This is a genomic window from Flavobacterium kingsejongi (assembly GCF_003076475.1).
In the GTDB taxonomy this organism is placed as follows: domain Bacteria; phylum Bacteroidota; class Bacteroidia; order Flavobacteriales; family Flavobacteriaceae; genus Flavobacterium; species Flavobacterium kingsejongi.
This window is the reverse complement of the sequence record NZ_CP020919.1, coordinates 3,800,819-3,818,731: the sequence shown is the minus strand read 5'-3', so window position 1 is coordinate 3,818,731 and position 17,913 is coordinate 3,800,819. Positions and strand designations below refer to the sequence as shown.

At 40.4% G+C, this 17,913-nt stretch carries 14 protein-coding genes; 6 read left to right on the top strand and 8 right to left on the bottom strand.

From position 1 onward, the window contains the following. Nucleotides 1-94 precede the first annotated feature (94 nt). Entirely contained in the window at nt 95-1,687 is a 1,593-nt protein-coding gene (bshC, locus tag FK004_RS17150) for a bacillithiol biosynthesis cysteine-adding enzyme BshC (protein WP_108738362.1), read from the bottom strand. Between the two features lie 165 nt (nt 1,688-1,852). On the opposite strand from bshC, the gene FK004_RS17145 reads away from it, so the two are divergent. Then, on the top strand, nt 1,853-4,051 hold the full coding sequence (locus FK004_RS17145) for a B12-binding domain-containing radical SAM protein (RefSeq protein WP_108738892.1): 2,199 nt from the start codon (nt 1,853-1,855) through the stop codon (nt 4,049-4,051). Nucleotides 4,052-4,057: 6 nt separating this feature from the next. Here FK004_RS17145 and FK004_RS17140 read toward each other — a convergent pair whose 3' ends face one another. Next, nucleotides 4,058-4,474 (bottom strand): hypothetical protein, encoded by a 417-nt coding sequence (locus FK004_RS17140; protein WP_108738361.1) that lies wholly within the window; start codon nt 4,472-4,474, stop codon nt 4,058-4,060. Between the two features lie 166 nt (nt 4,475-4,640). Between FK004_RS17140 and FK004_RS17135 the strand changes: the two genes are divergently transcribed. From FK004_RS17135 to bglX, 3 genes are read left to right on the top strand one after another with little or no spacing between them, the layout of a single operon-like run. Then, nucleotides 4,641-5,729, top strand: a complete 1,089-nt coding sequence (locus tag FK004_RS17135) for an SGNH/GDSL hydrolase family protein (protein ID WP_108738360.1) — start codon at nt 4,641-4,643, stop codon at nt 5,727-5,729. Then, nucleotides 5,716-7,095 (top strand): sialate O-acetylesterase, encoded by a 1,380-nt coding sequence (locus FK004_RS17130; RefSeq protein WP_108738359.1) that lies wholly within the window; start codon nt 5,716-5,718, stop codon nt 7,093-7,095. The genes FK004_RS17135 and FK004_RS17130 overlap by 14 nt, the downstream gene beginning before the upstream one ends. A 59-nt stretch (nt 7,096-7,154) precedes the next feature. Beyond that, a complete protein-coding gene (bglX, locus tag FK004_RS17125; protein WP_108738358.1) occupies nt 7,155-9,443 on the top strand; it encodes a beta-glucosidase BglX in 2,289 nt (762 codons plus the stop codon). A 132-nt stretch (nt 9,444-9,575) separates the two neighbouring features. Here bglX and FK004_RS17120 read toward each other — a convergent pair whose 3' ends face one another. The 3 genes from FK004_RS17120 to FK004_RS17110 form a co-directional block, all read right to left on the bottom strand. Then, complete coding sequence (locus FK004_RS17120) at nt 9,576-10,286, bottom strand: hypothetical protein (protein WP_108738357.1); 711 nt, start codon at nt 10,284-10,286, stop codon at nt 9,576-9,578. A gap of 10 nt (nt 10,287-10,296) precedes the next feature. Beyond that, nucleotides 10,297-11,280: a hypothetical protein gene (locus tag FK004_RS17115; protein ID WP_157956141.1), complete on the bottom strand. Its 984-nt coding sequence runs from the start codon at nt 11,278-11,280 to the stop codon at nt 10,297-10,299. Between the two features lie 209 nt (nt 11,281-11,489). Continuing rightward, nucleotides 11,490-11,846 carry a winged helix-turn-helix transcriptional regulator gene (locus tag FK004_RS17110; protein ID WP_108738355.1) on the bottom strand — a complete coding sequence of 119 codons (357 nt, stop codon included), beginning with the start codon at nt 11,844-11,846 and terminating at the stop codon, nt 11,490-11,492. Between the two features lie 98 nt (nt 11,847-11,944). Between FK004_RS17110 and FK004_RS17105 the strand changes: the two genes are divergently transcribed. After that, nucleotides 11,945-13,213: a serine hydrolase domain-containing protein gene (locus FK004_RS17105; protein ID WP_108738354.1), complete on the top strand. Its 1,269-nt coding sequence runs from the start codon at nt 11,945-11,947 to the stop codon at nt 13,211-13,213. Between the two features lie 6 nt (nt 13,214-13,219). Continuing rightward, the gene (locus FK004_RS17100) at nt 13,220-14,386 is read left to right on the top strand and encodes an MFS transporter (protein ID WP_108738353.1); all 1,167 of its coding nucleotides are present in this window, start codon (nt 13,220-13,222) and stop codon (nt 14,384-14,386) included. Nucleotides 14,387-14,487: 101 nt separating this feature from the next. Here FK004_RS17100 and FK004_RS17095 read toward each other — a convergent pair whose 3' ends face one another. From FK004_RS17095 to FK004_RS17085, 3 genes are all read right to left on the bottom strand, one after another. Next, nucleotides 14,488-15,699, bottom strand: a complete 1,212-nt coding sequence (locus tag FK004_RS17095; protein WP_108735429.1) for an IS256 family transposase — start codon at nt 15,697-15,699, stop codon at nt 14,488-14,490. A gap of 698 nt (nt 15,700-16,397) precedes the next feature. Continuing rightward, nucleotides 16,398-16,784: an acyl-CoA thioesterase gene (locus FK004_RS17090; RefSeq protein WP_108738352.1), complete on the bottom strand. Its 387-nt coding sequence runs from the start codon at nt 16,782-16,784 to the stop codon at nt 16,398-16,400. 80 nt (nt 16,785-16,864) lie between these two features. After that, nucleotides 16,865-17,872 (bottom strand): beta-ketoacyl-ACP synthase III, encoded by a 1,008-nt coding sequence (locus FK004_RS17085; protein ID WP_108738351.1) that lies wholly within the window; start codon nt 17,870-17,872, stop codon nt 16,865-16,867. Between the last annotated feature and the right edge of the window lie 41 nt (nt 17,873-17,913).

Below are 17,913 nucleotides of genomic sequence, written 5' to 3'. Positions count from 1 at the left end.
TAATTTCTATGGAATAATGCTATTAATTTAGAAGTTGAATGCCTATAAAAGTCTTCTTTTTATAAAAAATTCAAATAAATAATTGCTGTTTCGTTTAGGAAACTACAATTATAGTAAAATCCTGGCGTAAAGGATGCAGTTGGGTAAAGAGGTTTTCAATCAACTGGGAGCCACTTTCTAAGTAAAATTCAGAAAAGTTGGCCTGCCGTTCCTGAAGGCTATTGTTTGGGAAAAGCATATTTTGTAATTCCGTAATACGTTCCAGTTGATCGGCATGTTTTTTCTTTTCTGCCCGTACTAATTTCTTTTCAAGGTTGTCCAAACCTTTCAATTGTTTCGTTTCCTGCGCTTTTACAGCACCTGCAAAGGAATCATCCGTTTTGGAAGCAATTTCAGAAAGCAAGGCAAACTGCTCTTGCAACAGTTTTTTTTGTGGTGTAAAGTCAAGTGCGAAGGTGGAATAGAAACGTACTTTCTCATTGACTAAATCGGATTGCTTTTTAAAAAGGTCTGCCCACGATAAATTTAGTTTGTCGGCTTTCTCGGCAAGTTTTTGGGAAGCCAGAAGCGCGGAGTTACGAAGCAATAGTATCGGGAATGTAACAGCTGATCGGTCAAAATAAGACTTTAGCTCCAGCCAGTAAGCCAGTTCACCTCCACCACCAACATAGCATAAATTGGGTAGAATAACTTCCTGGTAGAGGGGGCGCATAATTACATTAGGACTAAAGTGCTCCGGATGTTCATCTACCAGTCGAAGAATTTCCTCCTGCGTAAATACCAGGTCAGTATTGTTAATATAGTATAAATCATTTTTCAGGATGATCCTTTCACGGAATGCTCCGCCGATATAAAAAAGATTGATCTCTCTCGGATTTACCTGAATCTTATAACCGGACAATAGGGAGGTGCTTTCCGCAACACAACTATTGGCGGTCTGATAGGATAATTCTTCTTTGATATGAGGGATAAAAAGCCGTTTCAGATTACTTTCATCAGCATCCATAACCACCAGGCCGTAGTGTCCAAAAAGAGCATTGGCGAGAAAATGGGTAGCAGCTGCCAGGGTATCATGTTTGAGATAAGCATCCGTAAAGAGGGTTTTGAGGTATTTGGCATTCGTGCCTATTCCCAGTTCTTTTTCAAAACATTCAAAAACTTCATCAAGCCCTTCGGTAGATAATCGCCCTACAGGACCTGAACTTTCGCGGTTCCAGCGTATTTTTTTGCCTTTAAAATTAAAATAATTAATTTCTTCAAAATCATGGTCTTCGGTGGCCATCCAATATACAGGCACAAAATTATATTCAGGATATTCCGATTTTAATTCTTTCGTCAGATTGATTACACTAATAATCTTGTATAAGAAATAAAGCGGGCCTGTGAATAAATTGAGTTGGTGGCCGGTAGTTATTGTGAAGGTATTGGATGCTTTGAGCGATGCGATATTTTTTTGCGTTAACGAAGAAACTGTAAGTTTTTTGTACTGTTCTTCCACGGCGTTAACCAGTATCTGCCGCTGGTTGTCATTAAAATTTTGTTGTTTTTCTAAGATTTGAGGACCAAAATTCTCCAAAGTTGGAAAACGATTGTATAGCGACTTGAGGTTTTCCTTTTGTTCCAGATAATCATTCATTAAAGGAGAGAAATATCCGGAATCCTGGTAGCTAATACAGTCTGATGGCATGGTAAGGTTACTTAAAAATTTTAAGCAAAATTAACGAAAATTACTGGTATGGGAATGCCTTTAACTTTTTGTTTACGGATTCCGGGATAAACTTTTTCTCTGTAATAGCTAAAAATATTGCTATTCCATAAATAAGCAATATTTTTGCAGACTAATTACTTTGTTTTGAATCCAACCGTTTTTCTAATCACACCGCCCTTTACACAGCTGAATACACCTTATCCGGCCACAGCTCATATTAAAGGATTCCTAAATACAAAAGGCAAGTCATCTTTTCAGTCTGACTTAGGAATTGAAGTGATTTTGAAATTATTTTCGAAACAGGGGCTAAAAGATATTTTTCTGGAAGCAGAAAAGAATCCGAATCCAAAATCGGAGAATGCTAAGCGTATACTCGCATTGCAGGAAGATTATATCAAAGTGATTGATGCTGTGATTCTTTTTTTGCAGGGAAAAAATCCCACTTTATCGCATTTGATCTGCCAGGAAGATTTCCTTCCCGAAGCTTCCCGATTCGCACAATTGGAAGAGTTAGACTGGGCTTTTGGAACCATGGGTACGCAAGATAAAGCAAAGCACTTTGCGACACTATTCCTGGAAGACATTTCAGATTTGATTATCGAATGTGTCGATGAAAACTTTGGCTTTAGCCGTTATGCAGAACGAATGGGGCGATCGGCCAATTCATTTGATGATTTGTATGGTATGTTGCACAAAGAACTTACCTATATCGATACTTTGCTTTTGGCGAACCTGAACGATAAAATGCAGGATCTTCAACCGAAGCTGGTTTGTTTTTCAGTACCATTTCCCGGAAACCTTTATAGTGCCTTCCGGAGTGCACAATTTATTAAAAAATATTTCCCAGGAGTAAAGATTGCGATGGGCGGTGGTTTTCCGAATACAGAATTACGCTCGTTAACAGATGTCAGAGTAATGGAATTTTTCGATTTTATTACGCTGGATGATGGCGAGGCCCCATTGGATAACCTGATTGAGCATATCGAAGGAAACAGGGAACTCAAGGATTTAAAGCGCACTTTCGCCTTGGTAGATGGAGTGGTAAAATACATTAATAATTCACTGACACGGGACTACAAACAATCGGAAACTGGAACACCAGACTATTCTGATTTATTGTTAGACTATTATATATCGGTCATCGAAATTGTCAACCCGATGCATCGGATGTGGAGCGATGGCCGTTGGAATAAACTGACGATGGCTCATGGCTGCTACTGGGGGAAATGTACTTTTTGCGATATTTCTTTAGATTACATAAAAGTGTATGAGCCCGTCGCGGCAAAATTACTCTGTGATCGGATGGAGGAACTTATGGAACAGACCGGTCAGAATGGGTTTCATTTTGTTGATGAAGCAGCACCACCGGCTCTGATGCGTGCCCTGGCATTGGAAATACTAAGGCGTAAACTTGCAGTGACCTGGTGGACGAACATCCGCTTTGAAAAAAGCTTTACAAAGGACCTCTGCCTGTTATTGAAATCCTCAGGATGTATCGCTATTTCGGGAGGTCTTGAAGTAGCATCCGACCGTTTACTGCAACTAATTGATAAAGGAGTGACGGTTTCGCAGGTAGCCAGGGTAACCCGGAATTTAACAGAAGCGGGTATTATGGTTCATGCGTACCTGATGTATGGTTTCCCGACGCAAACCGCACAGGAAACAATTGACTCGTTGGAAATGGTGCGGCAACTGTTCGAGATTGGAATTTTACAATCGGGATTTTGGCATCAGTTTGCAATGACGGCGCATAGTCCAGTGGGAATGTATCCTGAGAAATTTGGAGTATTGAAAGAAACGGAAGCCATAGGTACTTTTGCCAATAATGATATTGTACATATTGATACTGTAGGAACCGACCATGAGCAGTTCAGTTTTGGGCTAAAAAAATCACTGTTTAATTTTATGCACGGTATCTGTTTTGATTTTCCACTACAGGACTGGTTTGAATTCAAAGTACCGCGTACCTCGATAGCCTCGGACTATATTTATGATGCTATACAAGAGCAGGAAGAACTCGCTGTAAAATCAAGTGCTAAGGTAGTATGGTTGGGAAATAAACCTGCAGTAGACTATTTTACAAAATCTAAAAAAGGCAATAGTTGGGAAATGGTTACCCTAACTTTTCATGACAGAAAAGAAAGTTTCAGCGTTCAGCTCAATATAGAACAGGGAAACTGGCTAAAGGGACTATTGCTGAAAATTAGCGTTTCCAATGCCAAGATCTTTACTTTTCAGGAGGTAAAACGCGAGTATGATGACCTTGGACTGGAAGACTTTGAATTATTCTGGTTCAGTAAACCTGTAAAAACACTCAGATCCTATGGATTGTTATTGCTGTAAAAGCTATTAACGCTTCATTTTTTTCATTTGATCTTCTTTCATTTTAAGATATTTTTCGGATTGTTCTTTTGATAGTAATTTTAGAATTTCAACATCAATTTTATCACCGATTTCCCGCATTTTATCTTGTTTTTCAGCATCTGTAATGTCCATGGCCATAATTTCATCCATAGGCGTTTTATAATCATTTATAATACCTTTGATGGCAGCTTGTTGTAATCCGTCCAAATTAAGTTCTTTAGTGAAATATTCCACTGTTGATTCTGCGTAATCGATTTTTTTATCATTCTTCTTTTTTGTTGAATGATCCATACGTGCATTTTGTCCAATTGATCGGTTCACGCCATTACCATAATATTGCGCTGATGCTGTAAAGGAAAATGTTAGAAAAGCGAATAATAGGAGGAGTTTCTTAGTAGCCATGAGAATAAAATTTACAAAATCAAACTTACTCAATTTTACACTACTATGAAATAATTGCAATGATTATTTCGCAGAAGGGTTTTAAATTCCTACCATAATTTGATCGTTTAGTATTGCCATCGGAAAATGCTTTTTGATAACTTTACAAAAAATGTAAGTAATAAAGATGCAATTCCTAAAAAAAACCACCCTATTATTGTTCTTATCCTATTCTGTTTTAGGAATAGGGCAGCAGCAATCCCAAAAAGTTAATTTTACCTATCAGGGCCGTATGGAACATCCATCCGCTGAAAAAGTCATCCTTGTTGGTCCGGGAGCTGCAGTAACATTTCGTTTTAAAGGTTCGGATTGTGCAGTAGCGTTAAAAAGCATGACGGCTAATCATAATTATGTAGCCTTAGAATTAGATGGTAACTATCAGGGCAGGATTCGTGTTGAAAGCGAACTCAAAAACTACAAAATTGCTGTAACAGCTAAAAAAAATATCCATACACTGACCATTTATAAGGCGACAGAAGCTGGAAACGGTGCGATAGCAGTTGAGGACATCAAAGCAAACATCGTCAAAACTGAAACAACGCCCCGTGCAAAAATCGAGTTTATAGGAAATTCTATTACCTGTGGCATGGGTGCCGATACGCAAGAGATTCCTTGTGGAACGGGGGAATGGTATGACCAGCACAATGCTTATCTCGCATATGGTCCCCAGAGTGCTAAAAGCCTCAATGCAGAATTTCAGCTCAGTTCCGTATCCGGTATTGGGATGTACCGCAACTGGAATGATGAACATAATAAAGAAGCGATTATGCCGGACGTGTATGGTAACCTGTACCTGAATACCGATGCTTCCAAACCATATGATTTTCAATTTAAACCCGATATTATCAGTATTGCACTTGGGACAAATGATTTCTCCGATGGTGATGGTAAAAAAGAACGACTACCTTTTGATGCGCAGCAGTTCATCAATCGCTATACTGCTTTTATCTCGATGCTGTATGAGCACAATCCCGAGGCACAGATTGTATTAGTGAACAGCCCGATGGTCAATGGTACAAAAGACCAGGTTTTTACGGAATGCCTGGAGAAAATAAGGGACTATTTTAAGGATGATAAGCATAAGCCCATTGCGGTATTTAAGTTCAGTGCAATGAACCCGAACGGTTGTGGCAGCCACCCCGATGCTGCCGATCATAAATTAATGGCAGCGCAATATATTCCATTCCTAAAAAAAATCCTGGATGAAAAAAAATAGTCATTTCCTGATTTTACTTTTGTTTGTGTTTTTACATGCTTCCGCAAATGTTACATTACCCACGATCTTTTCAGATGGTATGGTATTGCAAAGGAATGCAAATGCAAAAATCTGGGGTTGGGCGGATCCCGGAGAAGCAATTACGATACTCACAGGGTGGAATGGTAAAGAATATAAAGTCACCCCAAACAATCAGGCATACTGGTCTGTTGAAGTGATGACCCCGGAAGCCGGTGGGCCTTTTGGTATCACAATTAAGGGATACAATGAAATACAATTAAAAAATATTCTTATCGGTGAAGTCTGGATCTGTTCGGGACAATCGAATATGGAAATGAATGCCGGTTGGGGTATTGCCAATGGTGATGCGGAAGTTGCAAAAGCAAATTATCCGGACATTCATTTTTTTACGGTTTCCAAACGGGCTTCCGACTCACCCCAGCAGGATTTTCCGGGATCCTGGACAGTATGCACACCAGAAAGTATGAAACGTTTTAGTGCTGTGGGGTATTACTTTGCATTACGATTGCGGGAAGACCTCAAAGGTGTTCCCATTGGGCTGATTAGTTCCAACTGGGGAGGTACTCCGGCGGAAATCTGGATGTCAGAAAAAACGATAGCGCAAAATAGCGTAGTACAACAGGCTGCAGCAGCATTAAAGCCTTCGCAATGGGGGCCAACTGAACCGGGACGTGCCTATAATGCCATGATTCATCCATTAATTGGTTATCGGATTGCAGGTGTGCTTTGGTACCAGGGCGAAAGCAATATAGGCTCTGCTGTATACGACCAGACATTGGGGGCATTAATCAATTCCTGGCGAAATTCCTGGGGCTATAATTTCCCTTTTTATTATGTTCAGATTGCTCCGTATCGTTACGGGGAGGATCATCCAGGTGGTGCGATCATTCGTGATGCCCAGCGAAAGGTGCAGAATACCATACCGAATACAGGAATGGTAGTGACTTCCGATATTTCTACGATTGACGATATCCATCCGAAAGATAAAAAAACAGTAGGTACTCGTTTGGCAAACCTGGCATTAGTTGACTGGTATAAAACAAATAATGCTACCGTAAATGGGCCCCTTTTTAAAAGTACAACAGTACGTAATGGAAAACTGTATGTGGCATTCAATCATGCACAGGGATTGTATTTTAAGAATAAAAAAACAAGCCTATTCGAAATTGCAGGTACTGATGGGCAGTTTTATCCTGCACTGGCGAAGATTGTTGGAAATGAAATAGCATTGTCAGCTATTAAAGTACCCAATCCGGTTCATGTGCGGTATGCCTGGAAAAACACAGATCAGGCGGATCTTTTCAATGCAGCGGGGCTTCCGGCTTCCACTTTTCAATCGGAATAAACAGAGTAGTACTTTTTCTAAAGCAGAATCTACAGTACACTTGGCTATATAATCTTATTATGAACAGAACTAAAATGCTTACCACAGGAATTGTAATCCTGATGACACTTGGAACAATGAATGCACAAAAGAAACCATACCTGGACACCAAAAAAACAATAGAACAACGTATTGATCTGTTATTAAAAGAAATGACCCTCGAAGAGAAAGTCGGGCAGATGAATCAGTATAATGGTTTTTGGGATGTCACAGGACCAGCTCCTAAAGGCGGGAGTGCTGAATTAAAATACGAACACCTGCGTAAAGGATGGGTCGGTTCGATGCTAACAGTACGGGGTGTAAAAGAAGTCCGTGCTGTACAGAAAATAGCTGTCGAAGAAACACGACTTGGGATCCCATTGATTATTGGATTTGATGTAATTCATGGCTATAAGACTTTGAGCCCAATCCCATTGGCAGAAGCCTCAAGCTGGGATATGGAGGCGATTAGGAAATCGGCACAGGTGGCTGCTGCTGAAGCTTCGGCTTCGGGGATCAACTGGACATTTGGGCCTAATGTAGATATTTCCCGCGATGCCCGTTGGGGCAGGGTGATGGAAGGTGCCGGAGAAGATCCTTATTTAGGAAGTAAGGTAGCTATTGCCAGGGTAAAAGGATTTCAGGGAGATGATCTTGCCGCTGTAAATACCATTGCAGCCTGTGCCAAGCATTTTGCAGCCTATGGTTTTGCAGAATCCGGAAGAGATTATAATACTGTAGATGTAGGAAATGCTACATTGTACAATACCATATTGCCACCTTTTAAAGCCGCCCAGGAAGCCGGAGTGCGAACGATGATGAATTCTTTTAATATCCTAAATGGTGTACCCGCAACCGGTAATAGCTTTTTGCAACGGGATATCTTAAAAGGGAAATGGGGATTTGATGGTTTTGTAGTGTCCGACTGGGCCTCCGTTCGGGAGATGATTACCCACGGATTTGCCAAAGATGGTGCCGAAGCAACCCTTAAAGCCGTAAAAGCAGGTTCTGATATGGATATGGAGTCCCATTTGTATATTTCGGAACTGGTACAACTGGTGAATACAGGGAAAATTGAAATTGCTTTGGTCGATGATGCTGTACGGCGAATCCTCCGGGTAAAATTTGAATTGGGATTATTCGATAATCCATATAAGTATTTGGATGAGAAGAGAGAGCAGGAAGTGATTGGCAGTAAAGCCAACCATGAAGGAGTACTGGATATGGCTAAAAAATCAATTGTACTCTTGCGCAATGAAAAAAATATATTGCCTTTAAAACGTTCCGGACAGAAAATAGCCCTGATTGGTGCTTTGGCGGCCGATAAAAATAGCCCTTTAGGCAGCTGGAGAATTGCTTCTGAAGATAATACCGCGGTATCCGTACTGGAAGGCATGCAAAAATACAAAGAGAATACTTTGCAGTATGAAAAAGGATCAGATCTTACTGTGGGCAAAACAACATTTTTGGATGAACTGGTTTTTAATACGACAGATAAAAGTGGTTTTGAATCGGCTATCAAAGCAGCTAAAGACGCAGATGTTGTCGTAATTGTCCTTGGAGAGCACGGATTCCAAAGTGGTGAAGGCCGAAGCCGTACCCAACTGGATCTGCCAGGGAACCAGCAGGAATTACTGGAAGCTGTTTATGCTGCAAATCCTAATATTGTTTTAGTATTGAATAATGGACGTCCTTTAGCATTGCCGTGGGCCAGCACTCATATTCCAGCTATAGTCGAAGCCTGGCATTTGGGAACTGAAGCTGGAAATGCAATCGCCCAGGTGCTGTATGGAGATTATAATCCGAGTGGAAAACTCCCGATGAGCTTTCCGAGAAATGTAGGGCAGGTTCCAATTTATTACAACCAACACAGTACCGGCCGACCTGTAGATAGTGATAAAAATGTATTCTGGTCCCATTATACAGACGTTGAAAAAACGCCATTGTATCCTTTTGGCTATGGATTGAGCTATACGACATTTGACTATAAAAATTTGAAAGTTGGAAAAGCAACTTATGCTAAGGGCGAAGCTGTGACCGTAAGTGTAGCAGTTAAGAATACAGGCCCATACGATGGAAAAGAAGTAGTACAATTATATATTCGCGATATTTTTGCCAGCCTTTCCCGTCCGGTAAAAGAGTTAAAAGGATTTGAGCTCATCAGCCTTAAAAAAGGTGAAACCAAAACGGTTACTTTTAAGCTGACAGACAAGGAACTGGGGTTTTATGATAATGACGGAAATTATCTTGTAGAACCCGGACAGTTTAAAGTTTTTGTAGGCACCAGTTCCGAGAATGTTCAGGAAGTGGGATTTGAATTGCAATACTAAAAATTAGAACGATAGTATTAAAAGCCCGGGATAACATTCCGGGCTTTTGCTATTTTGTTCAACACCACACTTTAGCAGTTTGTAGTAACTACAAGTTGTTATTGTTAGGCTAAAAGAGTCTTTTATACTTAATTATAGCCGTTCATAATGCTGTAATGTACCATTTTCATTAAACCGGATCTGATAGGATTCCCGATCGCCTGTAATAGTAGAGGGATACCATTTAATTCGTCCTTTACTAATGTAGGCATAACTATGATCAGCGGGTTTCGCGCCCACAACCGTTTTTGCTTTTTCATTATAGACCCTAATGATTTTTGCAATAGTTGTAAAAGATACTCTGTCCAGTGCAACCAGGTTCTCAGAAAGTTTATCATGCAGGTAGATTTTTACCGGTTTTGGCGTATTCCATTGGTCATTCCTGTAATCATATTGATCTGCATAATCAGGATTTTCGGGATTTTGGACTTTAATTGAAATTCTGCCGTCGTCAAAAAAATGAACCGACTGGTACACATAAATAGTTTTGCCCCGAAATTCCGGTAGTGTCTTTAATTCCTGTTCTGCTTTGGCAAGTGCATCGCTATCAATCAGGAAATTGGGGGGTACTGCTTTCGTCTCTACGATTGCTTCTGTTTCTTTGATTGGAGCAACTGGTTCTGTCGCGCTGTGTGGCGTAGCCATCTTGGCCCGTATTGGCTTGTCCGGAGTAGCCTTTTCGGATTCTTTTTTTGAATTAGGTGCTTTGAAAGTATCGGAGATGCTGTTATTGATGCTTTCACAGGAACTAAATCCCAATAACAGGATGCAGGCGATACTCTTAAAAATAAATCGGATTGACATACACAGCGGATTAAGGGGTTTTAAAATCATCCGCGAAAGCAATAATCTGCGGGTTCTCTTTCAGGTAAAAAATACGAATGCTCGGTTGTTGCGTGATGTGTACTTTTAATAAGCTGATCACTTTTTTCAGGCTTGCGTGTTGTGTTTTGCCGTGCAGGTCCTGGAATTCAAATTCAAATTTAACCTGAGGCTGGTCATTGATCAACATTCCGGTCTGTGTGGCCCGAATCAGTTTGGCGTCAGTTTGTATTCCCCGGTATTTTAGTTCATTTATATTTTTAGGATTTCCTTCCAGCCGATTATAGATCAATGCGAGCAGGAAGCCATAGCTTAATAGTATGATAGGGCAAAGCACCAATGGGTGCCAGAATTGTAAAAACCGCCATCCTGTGCCGCCATTTTCAAAGTTATACGAAAAGATGTAATAGCCCACAACAAAGACCACAAAGAGCAACCATACCAGTATTGCCAGTATTATTTTTTTTGTATTGTAATGTATAGCAGCACCATCTACGGTAATATAAGGGAATGATTTTAGCTCCTGATCGACCCTGATTTTTAGTTTGTTTCCAGCAACATAACGGTGTAATCCGGGTTTCGTGTCCACGAGTATCATTTTTTCCTGTATCGGTGTACCGACTAAGTTTTCAAATGAAAATACCACATCATATTCGGTGTTGTGATCTACTATAGCACCTGTTTTTACGGCCGATACCACCCTTGCTTCTTTCAGGAGTCCCCGTTTTTGGATGTTGTTTAGATCTTCTTTTAACCGGAAAGTAGCAAGTACCCATTTTTTGAAATACCGCACCAAAAGGATGGCCCAAAGCATTATTGAAATTCCAAGAAGAATAAGGCTCAACACCGGAGAACTCAACCGGTCGGTGGAATAGACCTCCTCGCTATAATTGATACTATAATAAAGGATCATAGGGAAGGGGATTGCAAAAAAGAGCATGTAGAGTATCCAGAATATTGAAAAGCTTTTTTTCATACTGTTGGAATTATAATCTCAGTTCGGAATTGGCAATGCCGTGCTTTTTACAAAAGGCTAACGGCCTGAAATTAATATTAGCTACGTAAAAATAAATATTAAAACGATAAGTTCCACCATTTTATTCCAAATAGGAATAATTAGAGGCCTTAGGTTTAAAGTATTTTGTTGTGTTATTGTAAAATGGATTGTGGTCCTTTTGGAAAATCTTATTTTTCGAGTGCTTTATGCCTTCCTCCCCATTCGCTTAACTGTTTCCAGATTGGAATAAGTTCTTTGCTAATATCTGTAAGTTCATATTCTACCCTTGGAGGTACCTCTGCATATACGGTGCGTTTTACAATCCCATCTTCTTCTAATTCGCGGAGTTGCAGGGTCAGCATTCGTTCGGTAATGTTGCCGACTTCCTTGCGCAATTCTCCGAAACGAAGTTTGCCCTTTTCCAGTTTACACAAAATTAAAAGTTTCCATCGTCCACCAACGAGGCATACCGAATAGGTAAGATTACAATCGGTGATGTGTTTTCGGTTCTGGGTATTGGTGGAGTTTTCCTTTCTGGCTGCCATTACTTACATTTTTGTTAGTATCATACATTGGGTCGTATAGCATACAAAATTAGTAGTTTCAATTTAATTTTGCCGCATCAAATTTTAAAAATAATATTATGTTTAGATATTCATTTATAGCAGCTGTTGCAGCGTTGGGTGTTCAGGCTGCAGCACAGGCGCCTTCCACTTTACCTGCTAAAAATATCGATCGTTTAGCGGAAACATTGTTACAGCAACAAACAGTTTCCGGAATCACTATACTCCTGGTAAAGGACGGCAAAACCATTTATAATAAAGCATTTGGTACCGCTGATGCGAGCGGCAGTGTCCCTATGAAAACGAATTCGATATTCCGGATTGCTTCCCAGACAAAAGCGGTCACCAGCCTGGCAGCGATGCTATTGTGGGAAGAAGGTAAATTTCTGCTGGACGAACCGGTTTCCAAGTACATACCGGAATTTAAAAATCCGCAGGTCCTGGCTGATTTTAATAAAAGGGATAGTACCTACACTACAGTAGCGGCAAAAAGGGAAATTACCATTCGGGATTTGCTGCGGCATACTTCGGGAATTAGCTATCCTGTCTTTTCTATTGATGAACGGATGAGTGCGATTTATGCTAAAAATGGGATTGCTACCGGAATAGGAAGTACTGGAGTTTTGGCAGATCAAATCCGGAAACTGGGGCAACAGCCTTTGTTACACCAGCCTGGAGCTGCCTTTACCTATGGCCTTAATACCGATGTGTTGGGTTACCTGGTCGAAGTGTGGAGTGGTATGCCTTTGGAAGCTTTTTTACGGCAACGGATTTTTGAACCTTTAGCGATGCACGATACCTATTTTCGCATTCCTGAAACAAAATCAAACCGGCTAGTGGCATTGATGACGAAAAACGCCAATGGTTTTGTAGCAGTTAATAGTCCTATTTATGAAGGGAATGCGTTCAATTATCCGCTACAGGAAGGTGTTTATGCCTCCGGTGGAGCAGGTCTCAGTTCCACCACTACAGATTATGCCCGTTTCCTGCAATTGTTCCTGAATAATGGAAAGGTAGGTGGAAAGCAATTGATCGGCTCCCGCACTATTGCCCTGATGCTGACCAATCAATTGGCTCCCGGGACGAAAATCAATGGAGAAGATGAAAATTTTCAATTCGGGTTAGGTTTTTCACTGGTTACCGAAAAGAATAAATTCCTACACAGTATAGGGATTGGGAGTTTCTATTGGGGCGGTGCATTCAATACCCACTATTGGGTGGATCCCAAAGAAAAATTAATCGGATTAGTGTTCACACAGGAATATATGCCGGAGTCCTACTGGGATCTCGGGTATCGTTTTAAAAATATGATTTATAGCACGCTGGCTTCCGAAACCCTAAAAAAATAAAACAACATGAAAAAGACTGCTTATATCGGATGCCTTGGAATGATTGGCATCATTAGTACTGAATTTGGTATTATCGGAATATTGCCCCAACTCGCGGCACATTATGCTATTACAATTGACAAAGCGGGGGTATTATTAAGTGCTTTTGCTTTGGTCATTGCACTGACAGGGCCTTTTATGACGTTGTTGTCTTCAGGCTTTGACCGCCGTAAAATTATGCTTTTGGCCATAAGCCTGTTCCTGATTACAGGAATTGTATCCTCATTATCACCTCCGTTCTGGCTGTTAATGGTTGTACGGGTACTGCCTGCTTTTTTGCAGCCTGTTTATATTGCGACGGCCATTGCTGCAGCTGTGGAAAAAGGAGAGAAGCAACATGAAAACCAATTGATGGGTATTGTAATGGGTGGGATTGCCATTGCTATGGTCACTACAGTGCCTATTGCGACCTATCTTGCGGGAATATTTAGCTGGCAGGCTTCTTTTGTAGTGCAAGCTGTAGTAAGCGGGATAGCACTGTTAGGGATATTGAAAGCATTGCCGCCAATGCCAGTCCGGGAAAAGAAATCCTATGGCAGCCAGTTGCAAATTTTGAAAAAGCCGACATTCTTACTGAGTGTGGCAATGAACTTTTTTATGATTGCCGCCTGGTTTTCCACTTACAGTTATTTTGCAGAATATTTAGGAAAGGAGAAACAGATGGATACCGGAATGATCAGTATAATGTTGTTTTTGTTTGGAGTGATGGGTGTGATTTCCAATGGTGTTGCCGGTAAGATGCTCGGGTGGAGTATTCCCGGAACAACGGCGATCTTTCTGTTAGGAACCTTAGCGGTACCCATGGCTTTACAATATTCCGGAGGTGGAACGACAGGTATAATTATTATAGTGGCCTTTTGGGGATTTATGTATGCACCCTGCTTCCTGAATGCTTCGGCCTATATGATCTCTGCCGCGCCTGATGCGCTTGAGTTTGCCAATAGCCTGGCCACTTCGTTTGGAAATTTGGGTGTCGCTGTTGGGACTGCTGTAGGCGGATGGATTATCGCGGAATACAGTACAGGCCTGATACCCTGGGCGGGAATGGGATTTGGGATTCTTTCGCTCCTAATGATAGGAACCAGGAGTTTACTAGAACAAAGGGCGGTACGATTACAGCAGGTCACGATCTGATGAGGATAAGCAATAATCTATAAAAGGAATGCTACTACTTTGCTGCCATAATGATTCGTAAGAATACTACGAGACTGGTCGAAATTTTGTGTAAACAGTTCTTAGTGTTTAATATTACACCTTTCTCCAAATATGACCAAGAACTGATTCATGATTAATCCCCAGCTTGGTATTGCATTTATCCAGCTTTTTTCACAATTTTGTATTGCTAAATAGACTGATTTCTTGACGCTTTTTTCATCTGGGAACTGCACTTTTGTTTTGGTATATTTTCTAATTCCCCTGTTTAAGTTTTCTATTGTATTTGTGGTGTACATTATTTTCCTGATTTCAGCAGGATAGGCCAAAAAAGGCATGAGATTTTCCCAATTCTTTTCCCAGGAGCAAACGGCATATTTATATTTTGCTTCCCAGTTTTTTTTAAATTCAGCCAGAGCTAAAACGGCTTCTTCCTGATTTATTGCAGTATATACTTCTTTCATTGCACTGCAAAATGCTTTTCTATCCTTAACTACTACAAACTTAAGGCTATTCCTTATTTGATGAACAATGCAAAGCTGGGATTCTGTATTTGGAAAAACACCTCTGATAGCTTTTGTAAATCCGGTAAGGTTATCTGTACAGGCAATGAGAATATCCTTTACTCCACGAGATTTTATGTCAGAGAGTACAGTCATCCAAAATGAAGCCGACTCTTCTTTATTTAGCCACATTCCTAATACTTCTTTCTTACCATCTGTTTTTAGTCCGATTACAATGTAAATTGCATGGTTTTCATATTTCCCATCTGTTCTTACTTTCATATGCACAGCATCCATCCAAACAATCAGATACTGTGGTTCTAAAGCCCTTTTAGTCCATAAATCAACATCAGCCAGTATTCTATCAGAGATGGTCGAAATCGTGGACTCACTTACTGATATCCCATAAACTTCTTTAACTTGTTCTACAATATCACTACGGGTCATTCCACGACTGTACATTCCTAAAATAGCATCTTCAATCTTTTCACTCATCGATTGGCCTTTTCCGATGACCTGAGGCTCGAATTCACCATTTCTATCCCGGGGAATAGCCAGGACCATATTGCCCAAAGTCTCTGATTTTATATTCTTTGAGAAAGAACCATTACGGCTATTGCCTGTATTGTATCCGTCAATATTATGCTTCTCATATCCCAGATGAGCATCCAATTCTCCCTGGAGTAGCTGTTCAATGCCTTGTTTATACAGGTCTTGAAAAAAAGTATGGAAGTCTTCTTTGTTTTTAAATTGCTTTGCAAAATCTTTGGGTAATTTACCATCTTCGATCATAATCCGCTCTTTTTAAATTATTTAAATGTAGTTCTTTTAAATTCTATACTTAATGATCTGTTGTTTTTTGGCTAAGCCTTAAAATCTCAAATCAAATTAAAATCAATTTCTACGTTTACACAATCTAACGACTACTCCCAATACTACCGATTTATAACGTTCTTCGGTTGGTGTGTCTCTACTTGCTGTAGGCGTGTATTGAGCTTCTATAGGTGTAGATTCAATTGCTGTAGGCGTGTATTGAGCTTCGGTAGGTGTGTGTTTAATTTCTATAGGCGTGTATTGAGTTTCGGTAGGTGTGTATTTAATTTCTATAGGCGTGTATTGAGTTTCGGTAGGTGTGTATTTAATTTCTATAGGCGTGTATTGAGCTTCGGTAGGTGTGGATTCAATTTCTATAGGCGTGTATTGAGTTTCGGTAGGTGTGTATTTAATTTCTATAGGCGTGTATTGAGCTTCGGTAGGTGTGGATTCAATTTCTATAGGCGTGTATTAAGCTTCGGTAGGTGTGGATTCAATTTCTATAGGCGTGTATTTAATTGCTGTAGGAAGTTCCTGTTTTTTTAGGGATGTTCTGGAGCTTCTGTTATAGTGTATGATTGTAACCATGACATATCATATATTAATCAACAAAAAAAGAGGCTATTTCACGATTTGTGAGATAGCCTCTTTTACATTGTAAGAGCTGAAGCAATACCTTATTTGATAATCGAGACAGGCTCTTTATTTTCATTTACCGCAACAAAAGTAAAGTTGCCGGTAATTGCTTTTTCGCGCTCGGTAGAATACATTTTTTCTACAAAAATTTCTACGTGAACCTGCATACTGGTATTTCCGATATGGGTTACTTTCCCGATAAGTTCGGCAAAAGTCCCGGCAGGGATTGGTTTTTTAAAATCAATACGGTCACTGCTTACGGTTACAACACGCTGGCGACTGAAACGGGTAGCTGTAATAAAAGCCACTTCATCCATCAGCTGCATGGCTGTACCTCCGAATAAAGTATCATAGTGGTTTGTGGTATTGGGGAATACTGCTTTAAAAATATGGGTTTCGGCAGCATTTATTTTTTCTTCTAATGTCATTTTGAATTTCTTAATAATTGTAATTTGCTATAAGGGTGAATGGCCTATAAGCAATAACAGTTTGCAAAAAGGGTATTATTTTAGTTGGCTTTTCGCAAAGTTCCCCATTTCAGGTAGGTACTCCCCCAGGTGAATCCGGCTCCAAATGCGGTGAGTACAATGTTCTCTCCCGGTTTGAAATCGTCTTTAAAATCCCACAGGCATAACGGAATCGTTGCTGCTGTAGTATTTCCGTATTTCTGGATGTTTATCTTTACCTTTTCGATAGGGAATTTTAACCTGTCGCTTACGGCTTGTATGATACGCAGGTTAGCCTGGTGCGGAATGATCCAGTCTACAGCATCGGCATCGAGGTTATTTCGTTCCATGATGGCACTCGAGGTACTGCTCATTCCGTTGATCGCATTCTTAAATACTGTTTTCCCATCCTGATGCACAAAATGTTTTTTCCCTGCTATAGTTTCCTCAGAAGCCGGATATAATGATCCGCCTGCAGGAACCGATAGGAATTGGGTACCACTACCATCTGTTTTAAAAATACTGTCGATCACTCCTTCGCCTTCGTTTGCAGGCTCTAATAAAACTGCACCGGCACCATCACCAAAAAGCACGCAGGTATTACGGTCTTCATAGTTTACAATGGCACTCATCTGGTCTGCACCTACGACTAACACTTTTTTATGTCGGCGGCTTTCAATAAAAGCAGCTCCGGTAGATAATGCAAATAAGAAACCGCTACAAGCGGCATTAAAATCAAAACCCCAGGCATTTTTAAGTCCTGCTTTTTCACAGACAAGACTTGCAGTCGGGGTCAGGATATGATCGGGTGTGGATGTGGCTAATATCAGGCATTCTATTTCTTCTGGGGCTACACCGGAATTATCCAGTAAGTTTTTGATAGCAAAAGCAGCCATATCAGAAGTAGCAAGTGTGCTATCGGATAAAATCCTACGCTCTTTGATTCCGGTTCGGGAGGTAATCCACTCGTCGGAAGTATCTACCATTTTTTCAAGCATTTTATTGTCCAGAATGGTGTCTGGGGTGTAACCTCCTAGGGCAGAGATTACTGCATTTTGTTTAGTGATCATTTATTGTTGGGAATAGTAGTCTTTTTCTAATTGACTTTTAT

Coding starts and splice junctions, on each gene's coding strand:
- FK004_RS17115 (WP_157956141.1), bottom strand. CDS start 11,280: ATGAAAAAAAGCTTTTCAATATTCTGGATACTCTACATGCTCTTTTTT.
- FK004_RS17110 (WP_108738355.1), bottom strand. CDS start 11,846: ATGGCAGCCAGAAAGGAAAACTCCACCAATACCCAGAACCGAAAACAC.
- bshC (WP_108738362.1), bottom strand. CDS start 1,687: ATGCCATCAGACTGTATTAGCTACCAGGATTCCGGATATTTCTCTCCT.
- FK004_RS17095 (WP_108735429.1), bottom strand. CDS start 15,699: ATGATCGAAGATGGTAAATTACCCAAAGATTTTGCAAAGCAATTTAAA.
- FK004_RS17090 (WP_108738352.1), bottom strand. CDS start 16,784: ATGACATTAGAAGAAAAAATAAATGCTGCCGAAACCCATATTTTTAAA.
- bglX (WP_108738358.1), top strand. CDS start 7,155: ATGAACAGAACTAAAATGCTTACCACAGGAATTGTAATCCTGATGACA.
- FK004_RS17085 (WP_108738351.1), bottom strand. CDS start 17,872: ATGATCACTAAACAAAATGCAGTAATCTCTGCCCTAGGAGGTTACACC.
- FK004_RS17135 (WP_108738360.1), top strand. CDS start 4,641: ATGCAATTCCTAAAAAAAACCACCCTATTATTGTTCTTATCCTATTCT.
- FK004_RS17130 (WP_108738359.1), top strand. CDS start 5,716: ATGAAAAAAAATAGTCATTTCCTGATTTTACTTTTGTTTGTGTTTTTA.
- FK004_RS17100 (WP_108738353.1), top strand. CDS start 13,220: ATGAAAAAGACTGCTTATATCGGATGCCTTGGAATGATTGGCATCATT.
- FK004_RS17120 (WP_108738357.1), bottom strand. CDS start 10,286: ATGTCAATCCGATTTATTTTTAAGAGTATCGCCTGCATCCTGTTATTG.
- FK004_RS17140 (WP_108738361.1), bottom strand. CDS start 4,474: ATGGCTACTAAGAAACTCCTCCTATTATTCGCTTTTCTAACATTTTCC.
- FK004_RS17105 (WP_108738354.1), top strand. CDS start 11,945: ATGTTTAGATATTCATTTATAGCAGCTGTTGCAGCGTTGGGTGTTCAG.